Here is a 16,552-nt window from a genome sequence, read left to right as displayed (position 1 = left end):
TCGAGTTGATCTTTTTTGCAACCGGACTTGCCTGCCTTATGCTGGCCGGCCCTGCGTTTGCACAGCAGGGCCAAGTCCTCACAGAGCTAGAAAATCAGGTTTCTTCCGCTGCCAAGGGCTGGGAAACAACGATCATGGATGCGGCAAGGTCTCTGTTCTGGATCCTCGCCGGAATAGAGGTGGGGATTGCCGCGGTGTGGCTCGCCATTCAGTCGGCATCCCTCGACAGCTGGTTCGCAGAGCTTGTGCGGAGGATAATGTTCATCGGCTTTTTTGCCTTTGTTTTGACCCAGGGACCGACGTTTGCCAAAGCTGTTGTCGATAGTCTCTATCAGATCGGGGCCGGCAGTGGGTCAGCTTCGCCCGCGGAGGTGTTCGATGCAGGTATCCGTGTCGCTTCGCAGATGTCGGAACAGGCCAAGTTCGGTGTCTTCGAGGATAATGCCCTTGCGATCGCAGCCGTTCTCGCCATGGGTATTGTTGTGATCTGCTTTTCGCTGGTGGCGGCGATTTTCGTGGCTGTGATGGTCGAGATGTATGTCGGCCTACTCGCAGGAATGATAATGCTCGGCCTTGGTGGATCCTCGTTCACCAAGGACTTTGCCGTCCGATATCTCGTTTATGCTTTCGGCGTTGGCATGAAGCTCATGGCCTTGGTCATGATCGCAAAGATCGGCTCGAATGTCCTCCTGGGACTTGCTCAGGCCCCTACCGCCGAGACCGACCAGTTCATCACGACACTTGCGATCGCCGGCATCTCGGTCGTTGTATTTATCATCGCGATGTATGTTCCAAACATCATGCAGGGCGTCGTTCAGGGGGCGTCTGTTTCCGGCGGGATGGAAGCCATTCAACACGGTGGGCAGGCGGCGTCATTCGCGACCGGCGGAGCCTTCCTGGCAGCAGGTGCGGCTGGAGCAGGATTTGCTGCAGGGCAAGCGGCGCGGGCCGCCGGATCATCCTTTGGAGGAGCGGCTCTACGTGGAGTGGGTGCAGGCCTTGGCTCGGCCGGGCAGGCCGCAGGATCCGCAGCCAAGGAGAAGGCGATCGGGTCGCCCGGTGCCTATGCCGGCTCCATCCTTGGCCTAGCGAACGCGAAGCTCGACCAGGCTCGTGGCAAGGGAGCCTCGCCCGGTCAACCGCCGGAACGACACGACAAATCGTAAATTCAAGACAGGGAAAACAATATGGCAGCGCAACGCGCCCCCGAGAACCCTTATCTTGCCGCAAGGCAGGAGTGGTCGGAACGATATGGCTCTTACGTGAGGGCGGCCTCGGCATGGCGGACGGTCGGAATCTTAAGCCTGGGTATGGCGGTGATCGGTTTCGGCTACTCGCTGTATCTCAGCACGCAAGTCAAACTCGTGCCGTACATCGTCGAGGTCGACAAGCTCGGAAACACCGTCTCCGCCGGATTTCCCCAGCAGATCGAATATGCAGACGCAAGGGTCATTCGGGCCACGCTCGGCGGCTTTATCACCAGTTTCCGCTCCATCACGCCTGATGCCGTCGTCCAGAAACAGTATATCGACAGAACCTATGCGCTTCTGAGGACAAGCGATCCCTCGACCCAGAAGATCAACGCCTGGTTCCGCGGCAACTCGCCATTCGAAAAGGCCGTGAATGCGACCGTCGCGGTCGAGGTAAACAACATCGTCGCGCTGTCGAACCAGACCTATCAGATCGACTGGACCGAATATGAGCGTGATCGCAAGGGCAAGGAAATCGCGACACGCCGATTTCGCGGCATAGCCACGGTGGCGATCACCGCGCCCCAGGACGAGGCAACGATCCGGCTCAATCCCATCGGACTCTATGTCAAGGACTTCGACTGGACTGCGCAACTGTAAGGGCAGGGGACTTCAATGAATACACAGTTAAATCGGGCAGCGCTTTGCTGCATGACCGCACTTGCGCTTTTGATCACGGCGACGACATCGGGCTTTGCCCAGAACCTGACGACGAATGAGGCGAAAGGAACCACCCTCTCCAACAAATGGCGTGGGAAGCGGGGACTGGTGACAACTGGGGCCGACGGAAAAGTCATCTTCCTGTTCGGTGAGACGCAGCCTTCTGTCGTCTGCTCACCTTTACAGGTCTGCGACATCGAGCTTCAGGGTGGAGAGATTGTCCGCGACGTTCTTGTCGGCGATACGGTGCGTTGGAAGGTCGAGCCGGCCACATCCGGTGCTGCGGGCGGACAGGCAATTCACCTGATCGTCAAACCGTCTGAGGCCGGGCTGGTCACATCGATGGTCGTGACGACGTCGAGGCGCACGTATCACATTAAGCTCAAATCGCATCCAAGCCAGTACATGGCCCGCGTTGGTTTCGAGTATCCGGAAGAGGCCGCGACGAGATTGTCCGACATCAACGCTCGAATTCAGACGATGACCAATTCCGACGGCGGCGTACCGCCAGAGCAACTTGCCTTCTCCTATTCGCTGAGCGGCAGCGCGCCCTGGAAGCCGAAGCGCGTCTATTCGGATGGGCAGAAGACCTACATACAGTTTCCGCGAACGCTCTCCGGTCAGGATGCGCCGGTCCTCTTCGTGGTTTCTGGCAGGCAAAACCGGATCGTAAACTACCGGATGAAGAACGGCATGATGATCGTCGATTACAATATCGACAAGGCTGTCCTTGTTTCGGGCGTCGGCTGGCGTCAGCAGAAAATCACCATACGGCGGGGAGGCTGATCGATGCGCCTTTGCCTTCTTCTATTTGTTGCTGGCGTTCTTCTCTCTGGTTGCCAGACCGGAACAGACGAGATCACGACGAGCGCCGCGCCTTCGACGGTAACAGGCCCCGTGGCAAGCGCTATCGCTGGCGACATAGCTGGGCGTTATGCCGAGCAGGCGGGATCGACCGCGACGCCGATCAGGCTTCACAGCGACGCATCGGATTTCGCGACCGCGCTCGAGGCCGCGTTGAAGGGGTGGGGTTTCACTGTCGTGACGGATGACAAGGCGCGCTCATTGAAAGACACCGCCAAACCGATCGAGCTGGCATATTCGTTGATCGACGTTGACGGACAGGTGCTGGCAAGACTTTCCAGCGAGACACTCGAGCTTGGGCGAGCCTATTCGGTGTCATCAGGTGGCGCCACGCCGGCAAGCCCGCTTTCATTGATGAAGCGAAACTGAGGAGAGACAGATATGGTCCAGTCGCTCCAGCTCGGCAATCCGAGCAGCGCCTCGCAGGAAAAAGGCATGAAACGGCTTAATCGCCTGCCGGTGTTCTTTGGCATCGGTATCGCAGTCGTCGTCGCCTGTGTCCTTGTCTACGGCATATCATCCCGGGGACTGCGGTTCGGCGACAGAATTCCGGATGAAGCAGGCTCGAACGTCCCGGCCTCGACCTTCGCTGATCAGATGAAGCGCGGGGTAAAAGACGGCATCATCGGGGATCGCGAAGAGCAGCCCGTATTCCAGCCCACGCCCACAACCCAGACAAATGTCGAGGCCAAGCCGATTGAAGAAGAGCAGATAAAGCAGCAGGCACGGGAAGAGCGCCGACCGCGAATGGAGTCGGAAGAAGAATGGTTGGCCCGACTTCGCCGCGAGCAGCGCGAACAAGTCCTGCGTGAACAGCAGCGACAGCGCATGGCCAGCCTTCAGGCCCGTGCGACTGCGTTTGATTCGCCGCTGAAGGTCAAAATCTCGGAGCTGGGAAATATCTCCAACGACACCAGGACAACGGAGCGGCAGCCGGCCACCAATAACGGTGCCTCTGATCTCTACGCCGCGGCCATGAAATCAGGTCTGATGGGGCAGAATGCCGATCCAAATGGGCAGACTTCGAAGGAAGATTTCTTCAACGCCGACATCAAGGATCTCGGCTACCTGCCGAACCAGGTTGTACCCCAGCAGTCACGCTATGAACTGAAGCGCGGCTCCGTCATCCCGGCCACCATGATTACCGGCATCATCTCCGATTTGCCGGGCCGGATCACAGCGCAGGTGAGCCAGCACATCTACGACAGCGCCACCGGGCATTTTCTTCTCATTCCGCAGGGTACCAAACTACTCGGACGCTATGACAGCAAGGTCTCGTTTGGCCAAAGCCGCGTTCTGGTCGTCTGGACGGATGTCATCTTCCCGAATGGCTCTACACTGCAGATCGGCGGCATGGCTGGAACAGACTCGCAGGGCTATGGCGGCTTCTCCGACAAGGTCAACAATCATTATTTCCGAACCTTTGGATCGGCAGCGCTTGTTGCACTCATAGGTACCGGCATCGATATGGCAGTTCCGGAGAGTTCGACCCTCGCCACACAGGATACGGCTTCTGACGCGGCGCGTAGAAACTTTGCGGAGACCTTCGGCCGCGTCGCGGAGCAGACGATTTCCAAGAACCTGAATGTTCAGCCCACCATCCAGATCCGGCCGGGCTACAAGTTCAACGTTCTCGTCGACCAGGATATTGTCTTTCCCGGAAATTATGGCGGTTGAGGCACACGTTGCCGTAACCGCCTTGGACAACTCCTGGATCAGGCAGATAGACGCACGGGCTCGCTGGTTGCATTTTTGCGCGGCCGATATCCTGCGTAGAGGGGAGCCACGACACCGAGCGCCTGCTGCATGCGCGTGCGAACTTCCTCTGAAACTTCGAAGATACCGCAGCAAACCGGGGAGCGACCATAGCCGTGCGCACGGCCAACCTCTTCAACGGCGAGCCCCGCCCGACGATAGACGCGCGCCAGGTGCGGCTCGTAGTTCGAGACCAGCGTCTCGATGCCGTGGGACAATCCGCATTCGCACAACGCCAGTAGCAGAATGCCGAACGCCTTACCCGCTTCCAGACTCGGGAAGTCCTCGGAGAGTGTTTCCTCATCGAGGCACATTCTCGTTCCCTCATAGATGCCAGGTGCCATCAGGCTGGCCCCCGCAAAAGTGTCGCGGAACACGTCGTAGAGAAGCGTCGGGCCGGTGGTTGGCATCAGTCGCAACGTTCCATAAAGGCGATCCGCGCGATCATTGCACCACATCAGGTAAGCCGGCCGCAGAGCATCGTATTCGTCGCGCTCGCAATCACCGTCGATCGTGACGGCCCATCCGAGCTGGTCGCGAAAGACGCGTTTGCGAAGGCGAAATGCCTGATCCATGAGAGACTTATAACGGGTGTACTGATGCGCCTGAACCAGAATGAACAAAGTTTATCTCCAGCTGTTGATGATGGCTGGAAGATGCCGCCTCCCGGGGAAGCCAGATATTCCCGCATATGCTCAAGCCCATATGCGGGTATTGTCAAAGTCTGGCTGGCGGTCGGCTCATATCGTGATCACGCGCAGCTTCAGGGCAAGAGTGGCCGCCGCCGAGATCGTGGCGCAACCAAGTTTCGTCCTCGCCGACTTGATGTAGCTGCGGGTCGTGTGATGGGATAGGCCGAGAATAAGCGCGATATCCTTGTAATCCTTGCCGAGCGCGCTCCAGTAGAGGCACTCACGTTCCCGCGGACTCAAGACCGGGATCGGATCGCTCGCTCCATGTAGCTCGAACACGGCCATCTGGTGGACGAGATACGCGAGATCGACCCATTCACTCCGATGAGCATCCACCAGATCCTCCCAGTCTTCGGCGGAGGCGTTCGAATTCAAAGAGAGGATGGCGCGACGGCCGGCTTTATCCGTTATAGGGATGGAGAAGCCAAAGCGGCCGATCCCATGGCGTGTTGCGTCTTCCAGAAACATCAGCATCTCGGGTGCGACTTCGAGTTCTCGCCAATCGAATGGCAACTGGCGCAGAAAGCCCTCGCGCGCAACAGGATCGATGGTGACATAGCCCTTCAACAGATAAGTGGATACCCACGCATCCGGGTAGGTCGTGCGCACGAACGGGGCGTCAAAATCACCAATCACCGTCGAAGCGAGATGGTAGGTAATGAAATCGACGCGATAAAACGACTGTATCAAATGGAGCGCCTCGGTCACCGCGCCCGTCTTTGCAAGGCGCTCCCTGACGTCAGAAAAATCGGCGAAAGATCCTGTCAATATACGTTTCCAACACGGCGGACTGACAATCCGCCGCAGAGATCGAATAATCAGCCAAACGAGTTCGGCGGCGATGCAGAACTTCAAGGGATCGTGCTGTAGCCTGATTGCTTTCGCGTTTCAAACGCAACTTCTCGACGAGAAAGGGCCTCGCGATGCAGAGGTTAATTTAGTTCGACTATTGGTCGATCTCCGCGTTTCATTTTGGACACAAAAGCGACAACGACTCTAGGTTCCTTCTTCAAGCGTTGGCCGCGAGCCGACCCAGTACGCCAACAAATCTGCGGTGGCGCGAACAAGGTTAGGTCGCTATAAGCGCTGGTGAGGCAGTACGCGCTGCCTCCGGGCTTTGTAACCCGAAGCACACCGGTTTGGTGCCCGCCGTTAGGGCGCCAGATTCCTCGACCTATGGTCGGGGAGCCGTGGAGGTATGTCCAGGTTCCTCGGAACTAAAGGTCCATGGGCTGAGTGTGCTCGGTTACAAACTCCCCGATCGCCAGGGGTCAGGAACTATGCGGGGGCGCACCGCGCATTCCTGTTTTGGGAGTTGAACATGGACGCCGACGACCGATTGAATGGCGAGGCAGTCGATCTGAAGCCGCTGGTAGGCCTCCTGCATGGGCTTCCGTCACCGCTCGTCGAGCGTCTCACGATCGATGCAATCCGCGAACATCGCGAACTGTTGGAGCAGGCAGAAAATCTGTTCAATGAACTGCCGGCTGACGTTAAAGCCGGTAAGGAGCTTGTTAGCGATACCCATATTGCCTATCTCGAAGCAACCATCAGGATGCACGCGCAAATGTCGGCGCTGACCACCCTGCTGCACATTCTGGGCTATACGCCCAAAACCTGACCCGCCGGATCAGCCTAAATCAGGCCGCGTCGGATGGCCAAAGCCACCACCTGTGCATGATTGGCCAGATTGTAGCGCGTTCTGACATCGTCAATCGCAGAGCGGACGCCAGCATACTTTGCCTGCTCTAGTTCAGCGATCACCTCGACGGTTTTGCCAAGCGACAGCCAGCGAATGTAGTTCACCTGCTTCGGCGTCAGGACAATCTTTTCCTCGATGGAGGGCGTGACACGCATGTGCTCAAGACGCGTATGAAGCTGGGCGACCGCTGATGCGGCCATAATCGCATCGATCTCCATATCACTGGCAAGCGAAGGCTTCGCCGATGCAAAGGTCAGCATGGACATGGCACCGTTGGCGGTGGCGACCGGGATGGAAACGCCCGAGCGAATGTTGAAATCAGCGGCTTTCGAAAAGAAGTTTTTCTGCTCTTTTGACAGCGAGCTCTTTTCGGCTTCGCCGGACCAGGCGAAAGCGCGCCTTATCAGTTGGGCCTGCCGCATGACCGGATCGATGAACCGGTAGTCCAGCGTGTCATAGATTTTCTGCCAGTCGATATCGTAGTTGGAGACCGCATAGGTCTGACCCGGACGAATGTTGACGAAGGCATAGCCCACAAAATCGAACCGATCAGCAAGATTGGCCAGTGCGCCCTTCACCATGGACTGATCGTTTCCGATCACAGTGATATCCAGCAGTTTCTCGACCCAGTTTGACATCCATACTCTCCCTGTAAATCGCACCCGTTTCGCGGTGGCGAAGTGCGTCGGCAGTCAGAGGGACCGCGACGCGCGCGAACAGTGACCTGGTAAAGAATGAAGCATATTCAATCGCGTAAGTTGACCATGATGGAATGGTTTTCTAAATCGTCTTCTCGGAATTGCAAACCACGGATTTTGCTTACTCGCGGAAAACGTGTCAGCTCACAATTGGCCAAGCGATCTCAGCTTCATGGCCCCTGAGCAGAATCTGTCATTGTTTTGCGAAATGCTTTACATGGAAGGACCCATTTAGAGCGAACCCATGTTGCAGCTTACCCACGACACCGAACAGCTTGCCCGGGAAATTGCGGCCCGTGTCGGGCGCAGACCGGACGATATCATACGCGCTACCCTCGAACGTGAAGCTCAGGCCCTCGGGGTTTTCGGCGACCTGCCTGTGAGACATCGCATGACCGTCGAACAGATGACAGCGATCGGGGAAAAGGTTTCTGCCCTACCGCTGCTTGATACATCATCCCCGAAAGAAGTCCTCGACGACCTGCATCAACCATGATTGTCGTCGATCACTCCGCAGTCGTCCACGTAGCCGCAATCAGGACACAGAGATCAGGAGCACTACGGCTTTACCAACTTGACGAACTTAACCAACCTTGCCATATATAGCTCTCCGAACGGAGGGTGAGAGATGGCATCTCTGAAGTCCAAAACCAGCATACGTGACGGTGCAAGCGGGCGCGAAAAACCGGGCGCTGAATCCATGGCTTTTTTCCTGACCACAGGCGCCGCCCCGCTGGCGAAGGGGAGAGCCGCCTTCAAGATCAAGATCCCGGACAATGCATCAAAAGCCCTGACCGGCAATCCCAATCGCGTCAAGGCGCTCCTCCAGGAATATGGTCAAGCGATCGCAAAAAGCCGTTCTGCTGGCCACCCGGTCAGCTTCCGTGTCGATGTCGATTCCGAAGGTGAGATGGTTGTCACTCCCGTTGAGGCGGTGGAAATGACAACGGTGCCTGTCGTAGAGGAGAACGATGCACTGGATCCGGAGTTGGAGCAGGCGTTGGTGGCCGCACGGGCGCGGGGACGCATAAAGGCTGCTGAGGTCCTCAGCGGCACTGACATGCTGAATGCCGACGAATTCGCCAAGCTGCTTGGCACGACAAGGGTAACGGTGAATTCAAAGCGCCAGACCGGACTGGTATTGGGGCTGGATGGCGCGAAACGCGGCTTTCGCTTCCCGGATTGGCAGATCGATGCCGATGGCAAGCCGTTTGCAGCGCTTGCAACGCTCCACGAGCGACTGGGCGGAGCCTGGGCGGTTTACCGGTTCCTGGTCCAGCCCCACGGAGAGCTGGACGGACTGACAGGTCGCGAGGCATTGGAGCGGGGACGGACCGAGCAAGCGCTCGAGGTTGTCGAGAGCATTGGTCGAGATTTCCGCTGAATGGCACGTACTCTGCCGCCTCCCGGCTTTGCAAATGCAAGCCTTCACCTGCATACGGTCGCAGCCGGACTTCGGTTCGGTCGCATCTATCTGGGCACCTACCCTGATCCACTGGGCTTCGGTAAAACACCGAGCCGTTTCAGCGATCCACGCCGGCGCAAGTTCGCTAACCGGTTCGGGGTGCTCTATTTGGGCGATACGGTGAAGGTGTGCTTTCTCGAAGCCGTCTTGCGCGATCAACGCGATGGGGTCCTCGGCGACCTGCCGATAGCTGAATCCGAACTGTATGACCGCAATTTCGCAGAGATCGAGGTCATCAATCCGCTGATGATGGTCGATCTTCGAGACGACGGGCCGATCAAGATGGGTGTGCCGACGGATGTCGCGAAGGGCTCAAAGCAATCCCTCGCACGGAAGTGGGCGGTCGCCTTCAATGAACACGACAGCCAGGTGGACGGCATCATCTACCCGTCTCGGCTCAACGGCCACACCAACCTTGCACTGTTCGATCGAGCTATCGGAAAACTGCAGGCGGTCGGCACGACGAAGCTGATCCGCGCGCCGGGTCTGGCTGATATACTAAACGACCTCAATGTCGCAATTGTCGAACCTGATCCCTGATATTTTACCTGTCGTCGAAGTCGGATCCAGCACTACTTCTGCCCACCGATCCGGGACAAATCGACCCGAATTCCCGCAGTCCCAACCTCTTTTTCGTCTAAGGACTCCCCTTTGCTCTGGGAGGGGTTAGCATCCGCAGGTTGGTCCGCGGCATCCGAAGAAACGTTTTTCCGATCGACAATTGTCCCACCTGGATCCTCCGCCTGAAACACGCTTTGCCCCTCGAACTGGCCGGTGTTCCAAGCGTAAACGGCATCTTCGAAGATCTGTGGAAGCACCTCTTTGCTCGTTGGGTTGCCATACCACTTTGAAACGATGCGCATGATCTTGGAAAACATCCTCGTCCCCATGCGAAGGTTTTCGCAAGGTGCGATCAAATCTGGTTTAAGCTCGGACGCGTCCTTCACGCCGACACCCGCCGGGAACTGTGTCAGGCCCACACGCACGACGGCCTGTCCGACATACTGGCGTATGACCTCCATCGCCTCGTCTGGCGTCTTCGGTTTTGGGACAAGGATGAGCCGCCCTCCGGCTTTGACCGTGACAGCAAGCGGATCGCCCGGACCGACAGCGGACACGAACTGCTCGACGATGGCGGGTTTCAGGGAGGGATCGGCGCATTCCGCGATAAAGGCAGCATCCATGACGAAGGCTCCAAAGTTCAGGTATTGAAGGAAATCTCAAGGGGGACGCCAAACAGGGCGGACCAGGCTTTGGCGCTCGCGCGCTGGATGGCGACGATGTTGCCACCCGTCGTCCACCAGCCATTGCCGATCAAAACGATCGCGTCGGGTCGGTGTAGCATCGACTGGAGAATGGGCCACAGTACGAGCTGCTCGTAGCAGATAAGAGGCGCGATCTTTCGGCCCGCGACCTCGACGACGGGATTGGCGAAGAGACTGGCGCGGGCGCCGCCAGTCTCTCCTATCCATCGCTCCCATGGACGCCACATCGAAACCGGCACAGGCATGCGCTCGCGATAGAGGACACGTCCGCCACCCCCATCAATAGCCACCATCACATTGTCGTAGCCATTCGCATTAATCACAGCCGCACCGGCAACTACCGTCACACTGACCCCTTGCAATCCTTCCCGCCAGAGACGTTCAAGGGTTGGCGTCCAGAAGCCCAGCGCGCTTTCAGGCAGAACCACCACGGCTGCGCCAGATCCCGCAACCTCCTGAACGAGTGCGATCAGGTTGCGTTGACGTTGTAGTGAGCTGTCGCGGCCAAGGCTCGCACCCATTTCAAGGTCGACACCACGCCACCCCACCGGTAGAATCTGATTTGTCCCCGATGCGGCGGACCAAAGCCATAGACCTGACAGAGCAATGGCGATAGCCGGCCCGATCCGGGATGCGAGACCGATCAGGACGGCTGTCAAAGCGAGCAGCCCCCACCATCCCCATCCCGGAAACAGAATTCCCGCCGCCGTCAACGGATGCGCCCAGCCTGTGATCCCGAGCGGAGGCAGACCGGTGAGAGCCAAGATGAGGAGATATCGCACCGCTTTTACCAAGCCCGACCGTGCTGTCCAGAATACCGCATGGACAGCAACGAAAGAGGATGCCGCCGCGACCCAGAAGCTGAGGCCGACCCAGAGATCCGCAGCAAAGAACTGTGCGACGCCCGACGGCAATCCTCGCGACGCCGCCAGGAAATAGCCGGCCGCGACGACGGCCGCTGCGATCCGCGTTGATGAAAGGGCCCACAGAAGCGGGAAGAGGGTTGCCGCAGGGAGCAGGGACACCTGCCCGCTCCAGCCAACCGCCCCGACCACCACGGCAAGCGAAACGAGAACGGCAATTATCATGACCTCACGGCGCATAGGTCAACACCTCTTGTGCTAGACCGAGTACGCCGGACTGAGGCACCGGCCCGAAATACCGGGAGTCCCATGAGCCGATAAAGCCGGAATGCAAATACACCTCTCCGGGCCGCACCATCCTGCTTTGATCGTGCCGAAGAGATCGCCCCTGTGCGTCCTTCTCTATGATGCGAGAGCGGGGGATCGGTAAGCCATCAATGGCGACACGATCGGTGACGTCCACGCGCTGTCCCGCCACCGCGATAACGGTCTTGATCAACGGTCCGAAACCACCGGGGCAAAGTCCCCGCCGGAGATATCCGCGCTGTCGCGCCTCGCGCATAGCGGGATTGTCAGGCGGGCAGACGAAAACTGTTTCGCCGGGCAAGACGGAGCGGGTGAGCGGAACGATGCGCCACAGGCCGAGCGGCTCACTCGGCGTCGTGTTGATGCGCAGACCACCACTCCAACCGGCAGCAAAGAGGACGCCAAACATGCCGGCGGCCACGGATATCGTGACGCAGGCGCGGCGTCGTTGACGAGGCATCGTCCAACCTTCACGCATCATCATAATCATTTGAGGGAGAGCCCCTTGGTCTGGGTTTGCCGCGCTTTTTCAGCCTGCTTCAATGCCAGCGTGGTGCGCTCGTGCGCGGCGAGCTGCTGCACAGTGCGCATGCTGTTCCAGGCCGACTGAACTTCGCTTTTCTGCGAGGGGTTCATCCCGGCCGTCAGTTTGTGGAAGGTCTCGCCGTTTGCATCTTTCGCCGACAGCGGGAGCAGGCTGCGTTCTCCGAAGCGCTCAGACACAGCCTTGGCGAAGCCTTCGAGCTCGGCTTTCACGTTTCTGTCGGCCAGCGTATATTCGAGGCCGGCAGGAAGATCGTTGCGATCGATCGCATCGCGGATCCTCTCCAGCGTCTGCCTGGCCGATGGAGAGAGGGCAGGGATGTCGACGGAGACCTTGAGACGGATCGCCCGCTCTTGCGCTTCATGCTTGCGCTCTGCCTCGGCCCGCGCCGTCACATATCGCTCGAGGTTTCGCGCCAAGGCAGGCGCGTTGACAAGTGCGGTGTCGCGCGCCGCCTTCTCGTTCGCTCCGGCGAAGATGCCGGTCTTGCCCTTGAGCGCTCCAAACTTTTCCGGCTCAGCTGCGATCTTTGCAAGCGTTGTCTGCGCTCTTGCCGGATCTTTCAGCATGGCATCGACATTGACCGCCTTGAACGCGGTCTCCGGCTCGGCGAAGACCTGGGTAAAGCGTGTCGTGACCTCCTGCCATTGCTTCTTCAAACCGGGATCGGCAGTCAGACGATCCTCAACGGCCTGGTCGATCGATTTCGGGAACGTCGTGATGCCTAATACCATTGGCTTTGCCTCCATGAAGGGTTTCGGGGTCACATGGGGATTCGGGCGCTTGAGACCGAGCTGTGCGCCGATCGTCGCCAGGCGGGCGGTGAGATTGACGAGCTTCTGTTTCTGGCGAACGGTCCAGTCGAGGCGGTCGCGAACGAGGGTGCGCGCTACATTGACCAGATGCAGACCCCGCGCGTCGGCGAAGCGAAGGGCCGCGCGATAGAAGGCGCCCTTCTCGTAATCGAGCGTCGTTTCCTTGGAGTTCTTGCGCGATAGAAGCTCGGCAAGGCCACCCCCCTTGGCGAAGGACCGCGAGCCATAATAGACGCCGAGATCCTCGCGATGACGGGTCATCGCCACATAGGTCAGGTGCCGGTCGAGGGACAGCGACGCCAGGACCTTGACCCTGTCGACGGTCGCGCCCTGGCTCTTATGGATCGTCGTCGCGTAACCATGATCGACGTTGTTGTAGAACCGCTGCTCTACGCTGATCGTCCGCCGGCGCTCGCCCTCGCCAATCTCGGCAACGATACGCCCCGGGGCGGCTTCCACGACCTTGGCCAGCATGCCGTTCTTGACGCCAAGCGAGCTTTCATTTTTGAGGAAGACGATCTGGTCGCCAGCGGCAAAATGACGGATACCGTCTTCCGTCTTGAAGGCGTAACCGTCATCGACAAGGCCGCGCTCGACCAGCTTGGCGCGCGCCAGGGTATTGAGCATCCGCACGTCGCGGCGAAGGTGTGCGAGGATCAGCGAGGAATGGGCCGGATCGTACTCGCGGTTCCAATCGGAAATAAGGTTTTCGACAGCTTGTGACTTCAAGGTCGATCCCATCATCCGACCGTTTGCGCTGTAGGACTCGACAGCCTTGGCGATGTTGCCGCGGGCGAGATCGAGCGACGCGTCGCGCATCCATTGCTCGCGCTGGCGATAGATGGTTTCGAGTTCGGCGTAGCCGATACGATCGGTGATTGCCCGAAACGCAGCACCGGCCTCAATCGGCTGCAACTGTTCGGGATCACCGACGAGAACGAGCTTTGCCCCGCGCACCGTTGCCTCTTCAACAAGCTGCGCCATTTGTTTGGAGGAGACCATGCCGGCTTCGTCGAGGACCATAACGGTCTTGTCATCGAGATGGTCGCGACCTTGGGCCCAGCGCAGTTCCCAGGACGACAATGTGCGGGAAAGAATACCCGCTTCCTTTTCCAATCCTTCGGCCGCCTTACCCGCCAGAGCGGCACCAACGACACGATAACCGGCCGCTTCCCAAGCCTCGCGCGCCGCCTTCATCATTGTTGTCTTGCCGGCGCCGGCGCGCCCGATCACGGCTGCAATGCGTGCCGGCCCCTCGACATGCTCGATCGCCGCTTTCTGCTCATCCGACAGCCGTGTGTGCCGGTCAAACGTCGACCTAAGCACTGGCTCGCGGACGCCATGGGAACTGCGCCCGGACAGCCATATGGACCGGTTTGCCATCTCAGCCTCAAGGCGGATCATCTCGCGTGTCGTGTAGCGGGCAGGCGTCCTGACACCGGAGGTAAAGTCTATCCGCTCGCGGTCGAGACGCAGCACTTCCAGATGCTGCATGATCCGCGCCATCAGGCTTTGGAAGAGAGCCGCATCGTCGACATAGCGATGGAGGACCTTCGCCACGTCCTGGTTGTCGAAGACGCTCTTCTCCCGAGTGATGAGATCGAGCACGATACCGGGATTGCGCTGGATGCGCCGGACATTCTCCGCGCGCCGCTCCTCCTGCAATTCGATCCGCTCGAGCTTCCGTAACCCGGCTGTCGCCAGCCCGTTTTCTGTGTGCGATTTTCGCTCGATGGCGGTGGCACCGACCCCGATATGAATGGTCGGTGTCAGGTCGATGCCCTGCTTTTCGAAGGATCGGCCATCGATGCGGATATCCAGCCCGGCAAGCACCAGATGCCGGTTCTGCACAGCAAACCATCCATCACGAAAGGAATTGAAGCCCTCGGTGCCACCCGCCCAGAGTTCATAGATGATTTTGCCAGTGTCATTGCGAATGGGCTGGCCGTCTGGTCCAAGAACAGCAACCTTCTTAGCACCGAACCCGTCCCCGCTCAGAGGCCGCAATGTCGTCATCAGGTGGACATGCGGGTTGCCGGGTGCATCGTGATAGACCCAGTCCGCGACCATACCCTTCGACGTGATATGCTCGGCAACGAAGTCTCGCATCATCGCGATGTTCTGCTCGGAGGATAGCTCGATCGGCAGCGCGATGGTGACGTCCTTGGCAAGCTGGGCGTCGACCCGCTTCTCGAACACCTCGACCTTGTTCCAGAACGCTTCTGAGGCTCCCGAGACCGATCGATCGGCGATCATGGCGCGCAGCCAGTTTGGCGCATCGGCAGGGATCACGAACTCCTCGTGCAGAAGACCCTGCTTCCTGGTGTAGTCGATTGTGCGTGCTTCCCGCTCATACTCCATCCTGGCGCAGTGCCGGTAGGCCGCAGACAGCACGGCGCTGCGCCCAGAGCCACGGGCGACGATGTTGACTGAGAAATGCGGGACGGCCACGGGCGGATCGCTCCTTCTTGCGAACGAAATCAACTGGTTGATCGCAAGAGGTTGCCCCGCCAGGGGGCAAAAGCAGAACGTCGCGTCAGCGACGTATAATTGCGCCCTTGGATCCGCTCTTGTCGAGCGGCGGGATCATTCGCCAAATGCTGACGCTTTGGCGAGGTACAAATTTGTACCTGTCCTGCCGGGGAAAAATCGGGGACTCTCTGCCATCATTCCACGGATATCACTGGAGATTGCATCCCGATGAAGAAGCCAACGTCGAAAATCCGCGAAGAACTTGCCCGCTTGCAGGAACAGCTGAAGCAGGCAGAAACGCGTGACGCCGAACGCATTGGCCGCATTGCGCTGAAGGCCGGACTTGGAGAGATCGAAGTCGACGACGCCGACCTTCAGGCAGCTTTCGAGGACGTTGCAAAGCGGTTTCGCGGAACGAAAGCCGGATCGAACGGAAAAGAAAAGGGTGCCGCTGGAGCGACCGGAACATCGTCGGCCACGTCGCTCAGCGCTGGCGCGGCTACGAGCCAGGCTGGCGAGGCTTGAGCGGATGCAGCGGCTGACCACAGCAGAGGCCAGAAAGAAGGACGCTCGCGAGAAGATCGAGTTGGGCGGCCTGATCGTCAAAGCCGGGTTGCGCTATGAGAAACGCGCGCTTCTGTTGGGTGTGCTGATCGAAGCGCAAAAGAAAATCAAGGGCGATGAGGCGGAGCGATCCCGTCTGACCGCAATCGGCGCGGAGGCATTCGGCAATGACAGCGAATAAGATCCTGCTCGCCGTTGTTCCGCCGCTGGCGATGATCGCCATCGCACTGATGTTGCCGGGGATCGAACAGTGGCTCGCGACGTTCGGAAAAACGGCGGAGGCGAAATTGACGCTCGGCCAAATCGGCTTGGCACTTCCCTATGTGGCGAGCGCTGCGATTGCACTGATCTTTCTCCTCAGTGCCCAGGGATCGGTCAACATCAAGACGGCAGGGTGCGGCGTCGTGGCCGGATCGGGCACCGTTATTGCAATTGCCGTCGTTCGGGAAGGAATGCGGCTTTCGCAATTTGCCGGACAGGTGCCTGCGGCGAGGTCGATTCTGTCCTATATCGACCCGGCAACGATGACAGGTACTGCGGCAGCTCTCTTCTCTGGCATGTTCGCACTTCGCGTGGCCGTGCTCGGCAACGCGGCATTCTCGCGTTCCGAGCCGAAACGCATCCGGGGTAAACGCGC

The 16,552-nt window shown here is 59.0% G+C and carries 18 protein-coding genes and 1 pseudogene; 12 read left to right on the top strand and 7 right to left on the bottom strand.

All coding sequences use genetic code 11. The annotated features are described in order from the left end of the window. The first annotated feature begins 38 nt into the window (after positions 1-38). The 5 genes from trbL to trbI are packed head-to-tail and all read left to right on the top strand — an operon-like array spanning position 39 to position 4,451. Positions 39-1,166 carry a P-type conjugative transfer protein TrbL gene (gene trbL, locus P3R82_RS29625; RefSeq protein ID WP_283196490.1) on the top strand — a complete coding sequence of 376 codons (1,128 nt, stop codon included), beginning with the start codon at positions 39-41 and terminating at the stop codon, positions 1,164-1,166. 21 nt (positions 1,167-1,187) lie between these two features. Next, positions 1,188-1,850, top strand: a complete 663-nt coding sequence (locus P3R82_RS29620) for a conjugal transfer protein TrbF (RefSeq protein WP_283196456.1) — start codon at positions 1,188-1,190, stop codon at positions 1,848-1,850. 15 nt (positions 1,851-1,865) lie between these two features. After that, the gene (gene trbG / locus P3R82_RS29615; RefSeq protein ID WP_283196455.1) at positions 1,866-2,696 is read left to right on the top strand and encodes a P-type conjugative transfer protein TrbG; all 831 of its coding nucleotides are present in this window, start codon (positions 1,866-1,868) and stop codon (positions 2,694-2,696) included. Positions 2,697-2,699: 3 nt separating this feature from the next. Continuing rightward, positions 2,700-3,143: a conjugal transfer protein TrbH gene (gene trbH, locus P3R82_RS29610; protein ID WP_283196454.1), complete on the top strand. Its 444-nt coding sequence runs from the start codon at positions 2,700-2,702 to the stop codon at positions 3,141-3,143. Between the two features lie 12 nt (positions 3,144-3,155). Then, the gene (gene trbI / locus P3R82_RS29605) at positions 3,156-4,451 is read left to right on the top strand and encodes an IncP-type conjugal transfer protein TrbI (RefSeq protein WP_283196453.1); all 1,296 of its coding nucleotides are present in this window, start codon (positions 3,156-3,158) and stop codon (positions 4,449-4,451) included. Between the two features lie 38 nt (positions 4,452-4,489). On the opposite strand, the gene P3R82_RS29600 is transcribed toward trbI, so the two are convergent. Together P3R82_RS29600 and P3R82_RS29595 are read right to left on the bottom strand one after the other, a co-directional pair. Continuing rightward, the gene (locus P3R82_RS29600) at positions 4,490-5,152 is read right to left on the bottom strand and encodes an acyl-homoserine-lactone synthase (RefSeq protein ID WP_283196452.1); all 663 of its coding nucleotides are present in this window, start codon (positions 5,150-5,152) and stop codon (positions 4,490-4,492) included. A 117-nt stretch (positions 5,153-5,269) separates the two neighbouring features. Beyond that, positions 5,270-6,076, bottom strand: a complete 807-nt coding sequence (locus P3R82_RS29595) for a LuxR family transcriptional regulator (protein WP_349294084.1) — start codon at positions 6,074-6,076, stop codon at positions 5,270-5,272. A gap of 466 nt (positions 6,077-6,542) precedes the next feature. Here P3R82_RS29595 and P3R82_RS29590 point away from each other — a divergent pair, with 466 nt between their 5' ends. Further along, a complete protein-coding gene (locus P3R82_RS29590; protein WP_092938379.1) occupies positions 6,543-6,842 on the top strand; it encodes a transcriptional repressor TraM in 300 nt (99 codons plus the stop codon). 14 nt (positions 6,843-6,856) lie between these two features. On the opposite strand, the gene traR is transcribed toward P3R82_RS29590, so the two are convergent. After that, on the bottom strand, positions 6,857-7,561 hold the full coding sequence (traR, locus tag P3R82_RS29585; RefSeq protein WP_142174466.1) for a transcriptional regulator TraR: 705 nt from the start codon (positions 7,559-7,561) through the stop codon (positions 6,857-6,859). A gap of 304 nt (positions 7,562-7,865) precedes the next feature. Between traR and P3R82_RS29580 the strand changes: the two genes are divergently transcribed. From P3R82_RS29580 to P3R82_RS29570, 3 genes are all read left to right on the top strand, one after another. Continuing rightward, complete coding sequence (locus P3R82_RS29580) at positions 7,866-8,117, top strand: hypothetical protein (protein WP_283196451.1); 252 nt, start codon at positions 7,866-7,868, stop codon at positions 8,115-8,117. A gap of 132 nt (positions 8,118-8,249) precedes the next feature. After that, on the top strand, positions 8,250-9,005 hold the full coding sequence (locus P3R82_RS29575) for a hypothetical protein (RefSeq protein ID WP_035227102.1): 756 nt from the start codon (positions 8,250-8,252) through the stop codon (positions 9,003-9,005). After that, positions 9,006-9,626: an RES family NAD+ phosphorylase gene (locus P3R82_RS29570; protein WP_283196450.1), complete on the top strand. Its 621-nt coding sequence runs from the start codon at positions 9,006-9,008 to the stop codon at positions 9,624-9,626. A 32-nt stretch (positions 9,627-9,658) separates the two neighbouring features. Here the strand turns inward: P3R82_RS29570 and P3R82_RS29565 are convergent, their stop codons facing one another. The 4 genes from P3R82_RS29565 to traA are packed head-to-tail and all read right to left on the bottom strand — an operon-like array spanning position 9,659 to position 15,330. Further along, a complete protein-coding gene (locus P3R82_RS29565) occupies positions 9,659-10,270 on the bottom strand; it encodes a TraH family protein (protein WP_283196449.1) in 612 nt (203 codons plus the stop codon). Between the two features lie 17 nt (positions 10,271-10,287). After that, positions 10,288-11,454 carry a conjugal transfer protein TraB gene (locus tag P3R82_RS29560; RefSeq protein WP_283196448.1) on the bottom strand — a complete coding sequence of 389 codons (1,167 nt, stop codon included), beginning with the start codon at positions 11,452-11,454 and terminating at the stop codon, positions 10,288-10,290. Continuing rightward, positions 11,444-12,010: a conjugative transfer signal peptidase TraF gene (gene traF / locus P3R82_RS29555; protein WP_283196447.1), complete on the bottom strand. Its 567-nt coding sequence runs from the start codon at positions 12,008-12,010 to the stop codon at positions 11,444-11,446. Before traF ends, P3R82_RS29560 begins: the two co-directional genes overlap by 11 nt. After that, positions 12,007-15,330: a Ti-type conjugative transfer relaxase TraA gene (gene traA, locus P3R82_RS29550; protein WP_283196446.1), complete on the bottom strand. Its 3,324-nt coding sequence runs from the start codon at positions 15,328-15,330 to the stop codon at positions 12,007-12,009. The genes traF and traA overlap by 4 nt, the downstream gene beginning before the upstream one ends. A 249-nt stretch (positions 15,331-15,579) precedes the next feature. On the opposite strand from traA, the gene traC reads away from it, so the two are divergent. The 3 genes and pseudogenes from traC to P3R82_RS29535 form a co-directional block, all read left to right on the top strand. After that, positions 15,580-15,876 carry a conjugal transfer protein TraC gene (gene traC / locus P3R82_RS29545; protein ID WP_046797659.1) on the top strand — a complete coding sequence of 99 codons (297 nt, stop codon included), beginning with the start codon at positions 15,580-15,582 and terminating at the stop codon, positions 15,874-15,876. 4 nt (positions 15,877-15,880) lie between these two features. Next, a complete protein-coding gene (locus P3R82_RS29540; protein ID WP_046797658.1) occupies positions 15,881-16,096 on the top strand; it encodes a type IV conjugative transfer system coupling protein TraD in 216 nt (71 codons plus the stop codon). Continuing rightward, positions 16,083-16,552: pseudogene (locus P3R82_RS29535) on the top strand (conjugal transfer protein TraG); the annotation flags it as partial. The gene P3R82_RS29540 and the pseudogene P3R82_RS29535, both read left to right, overlap by 14 nt.

The organism is Rhizobium sp. AN80A (assembly GCF_030053015.1).
GTDB classification, from domain to species: Bacteria; Pseudomonadota; Alphaproteobacteria; order Rhizobiales; family Rhizobiaceae; genus Rhizobium; species Rhizobium metallidurans.
Note: the sequence above shows the minus strand (reverse complement) of the source record. Positions and strands in the feature narration are given on the sequence as shown.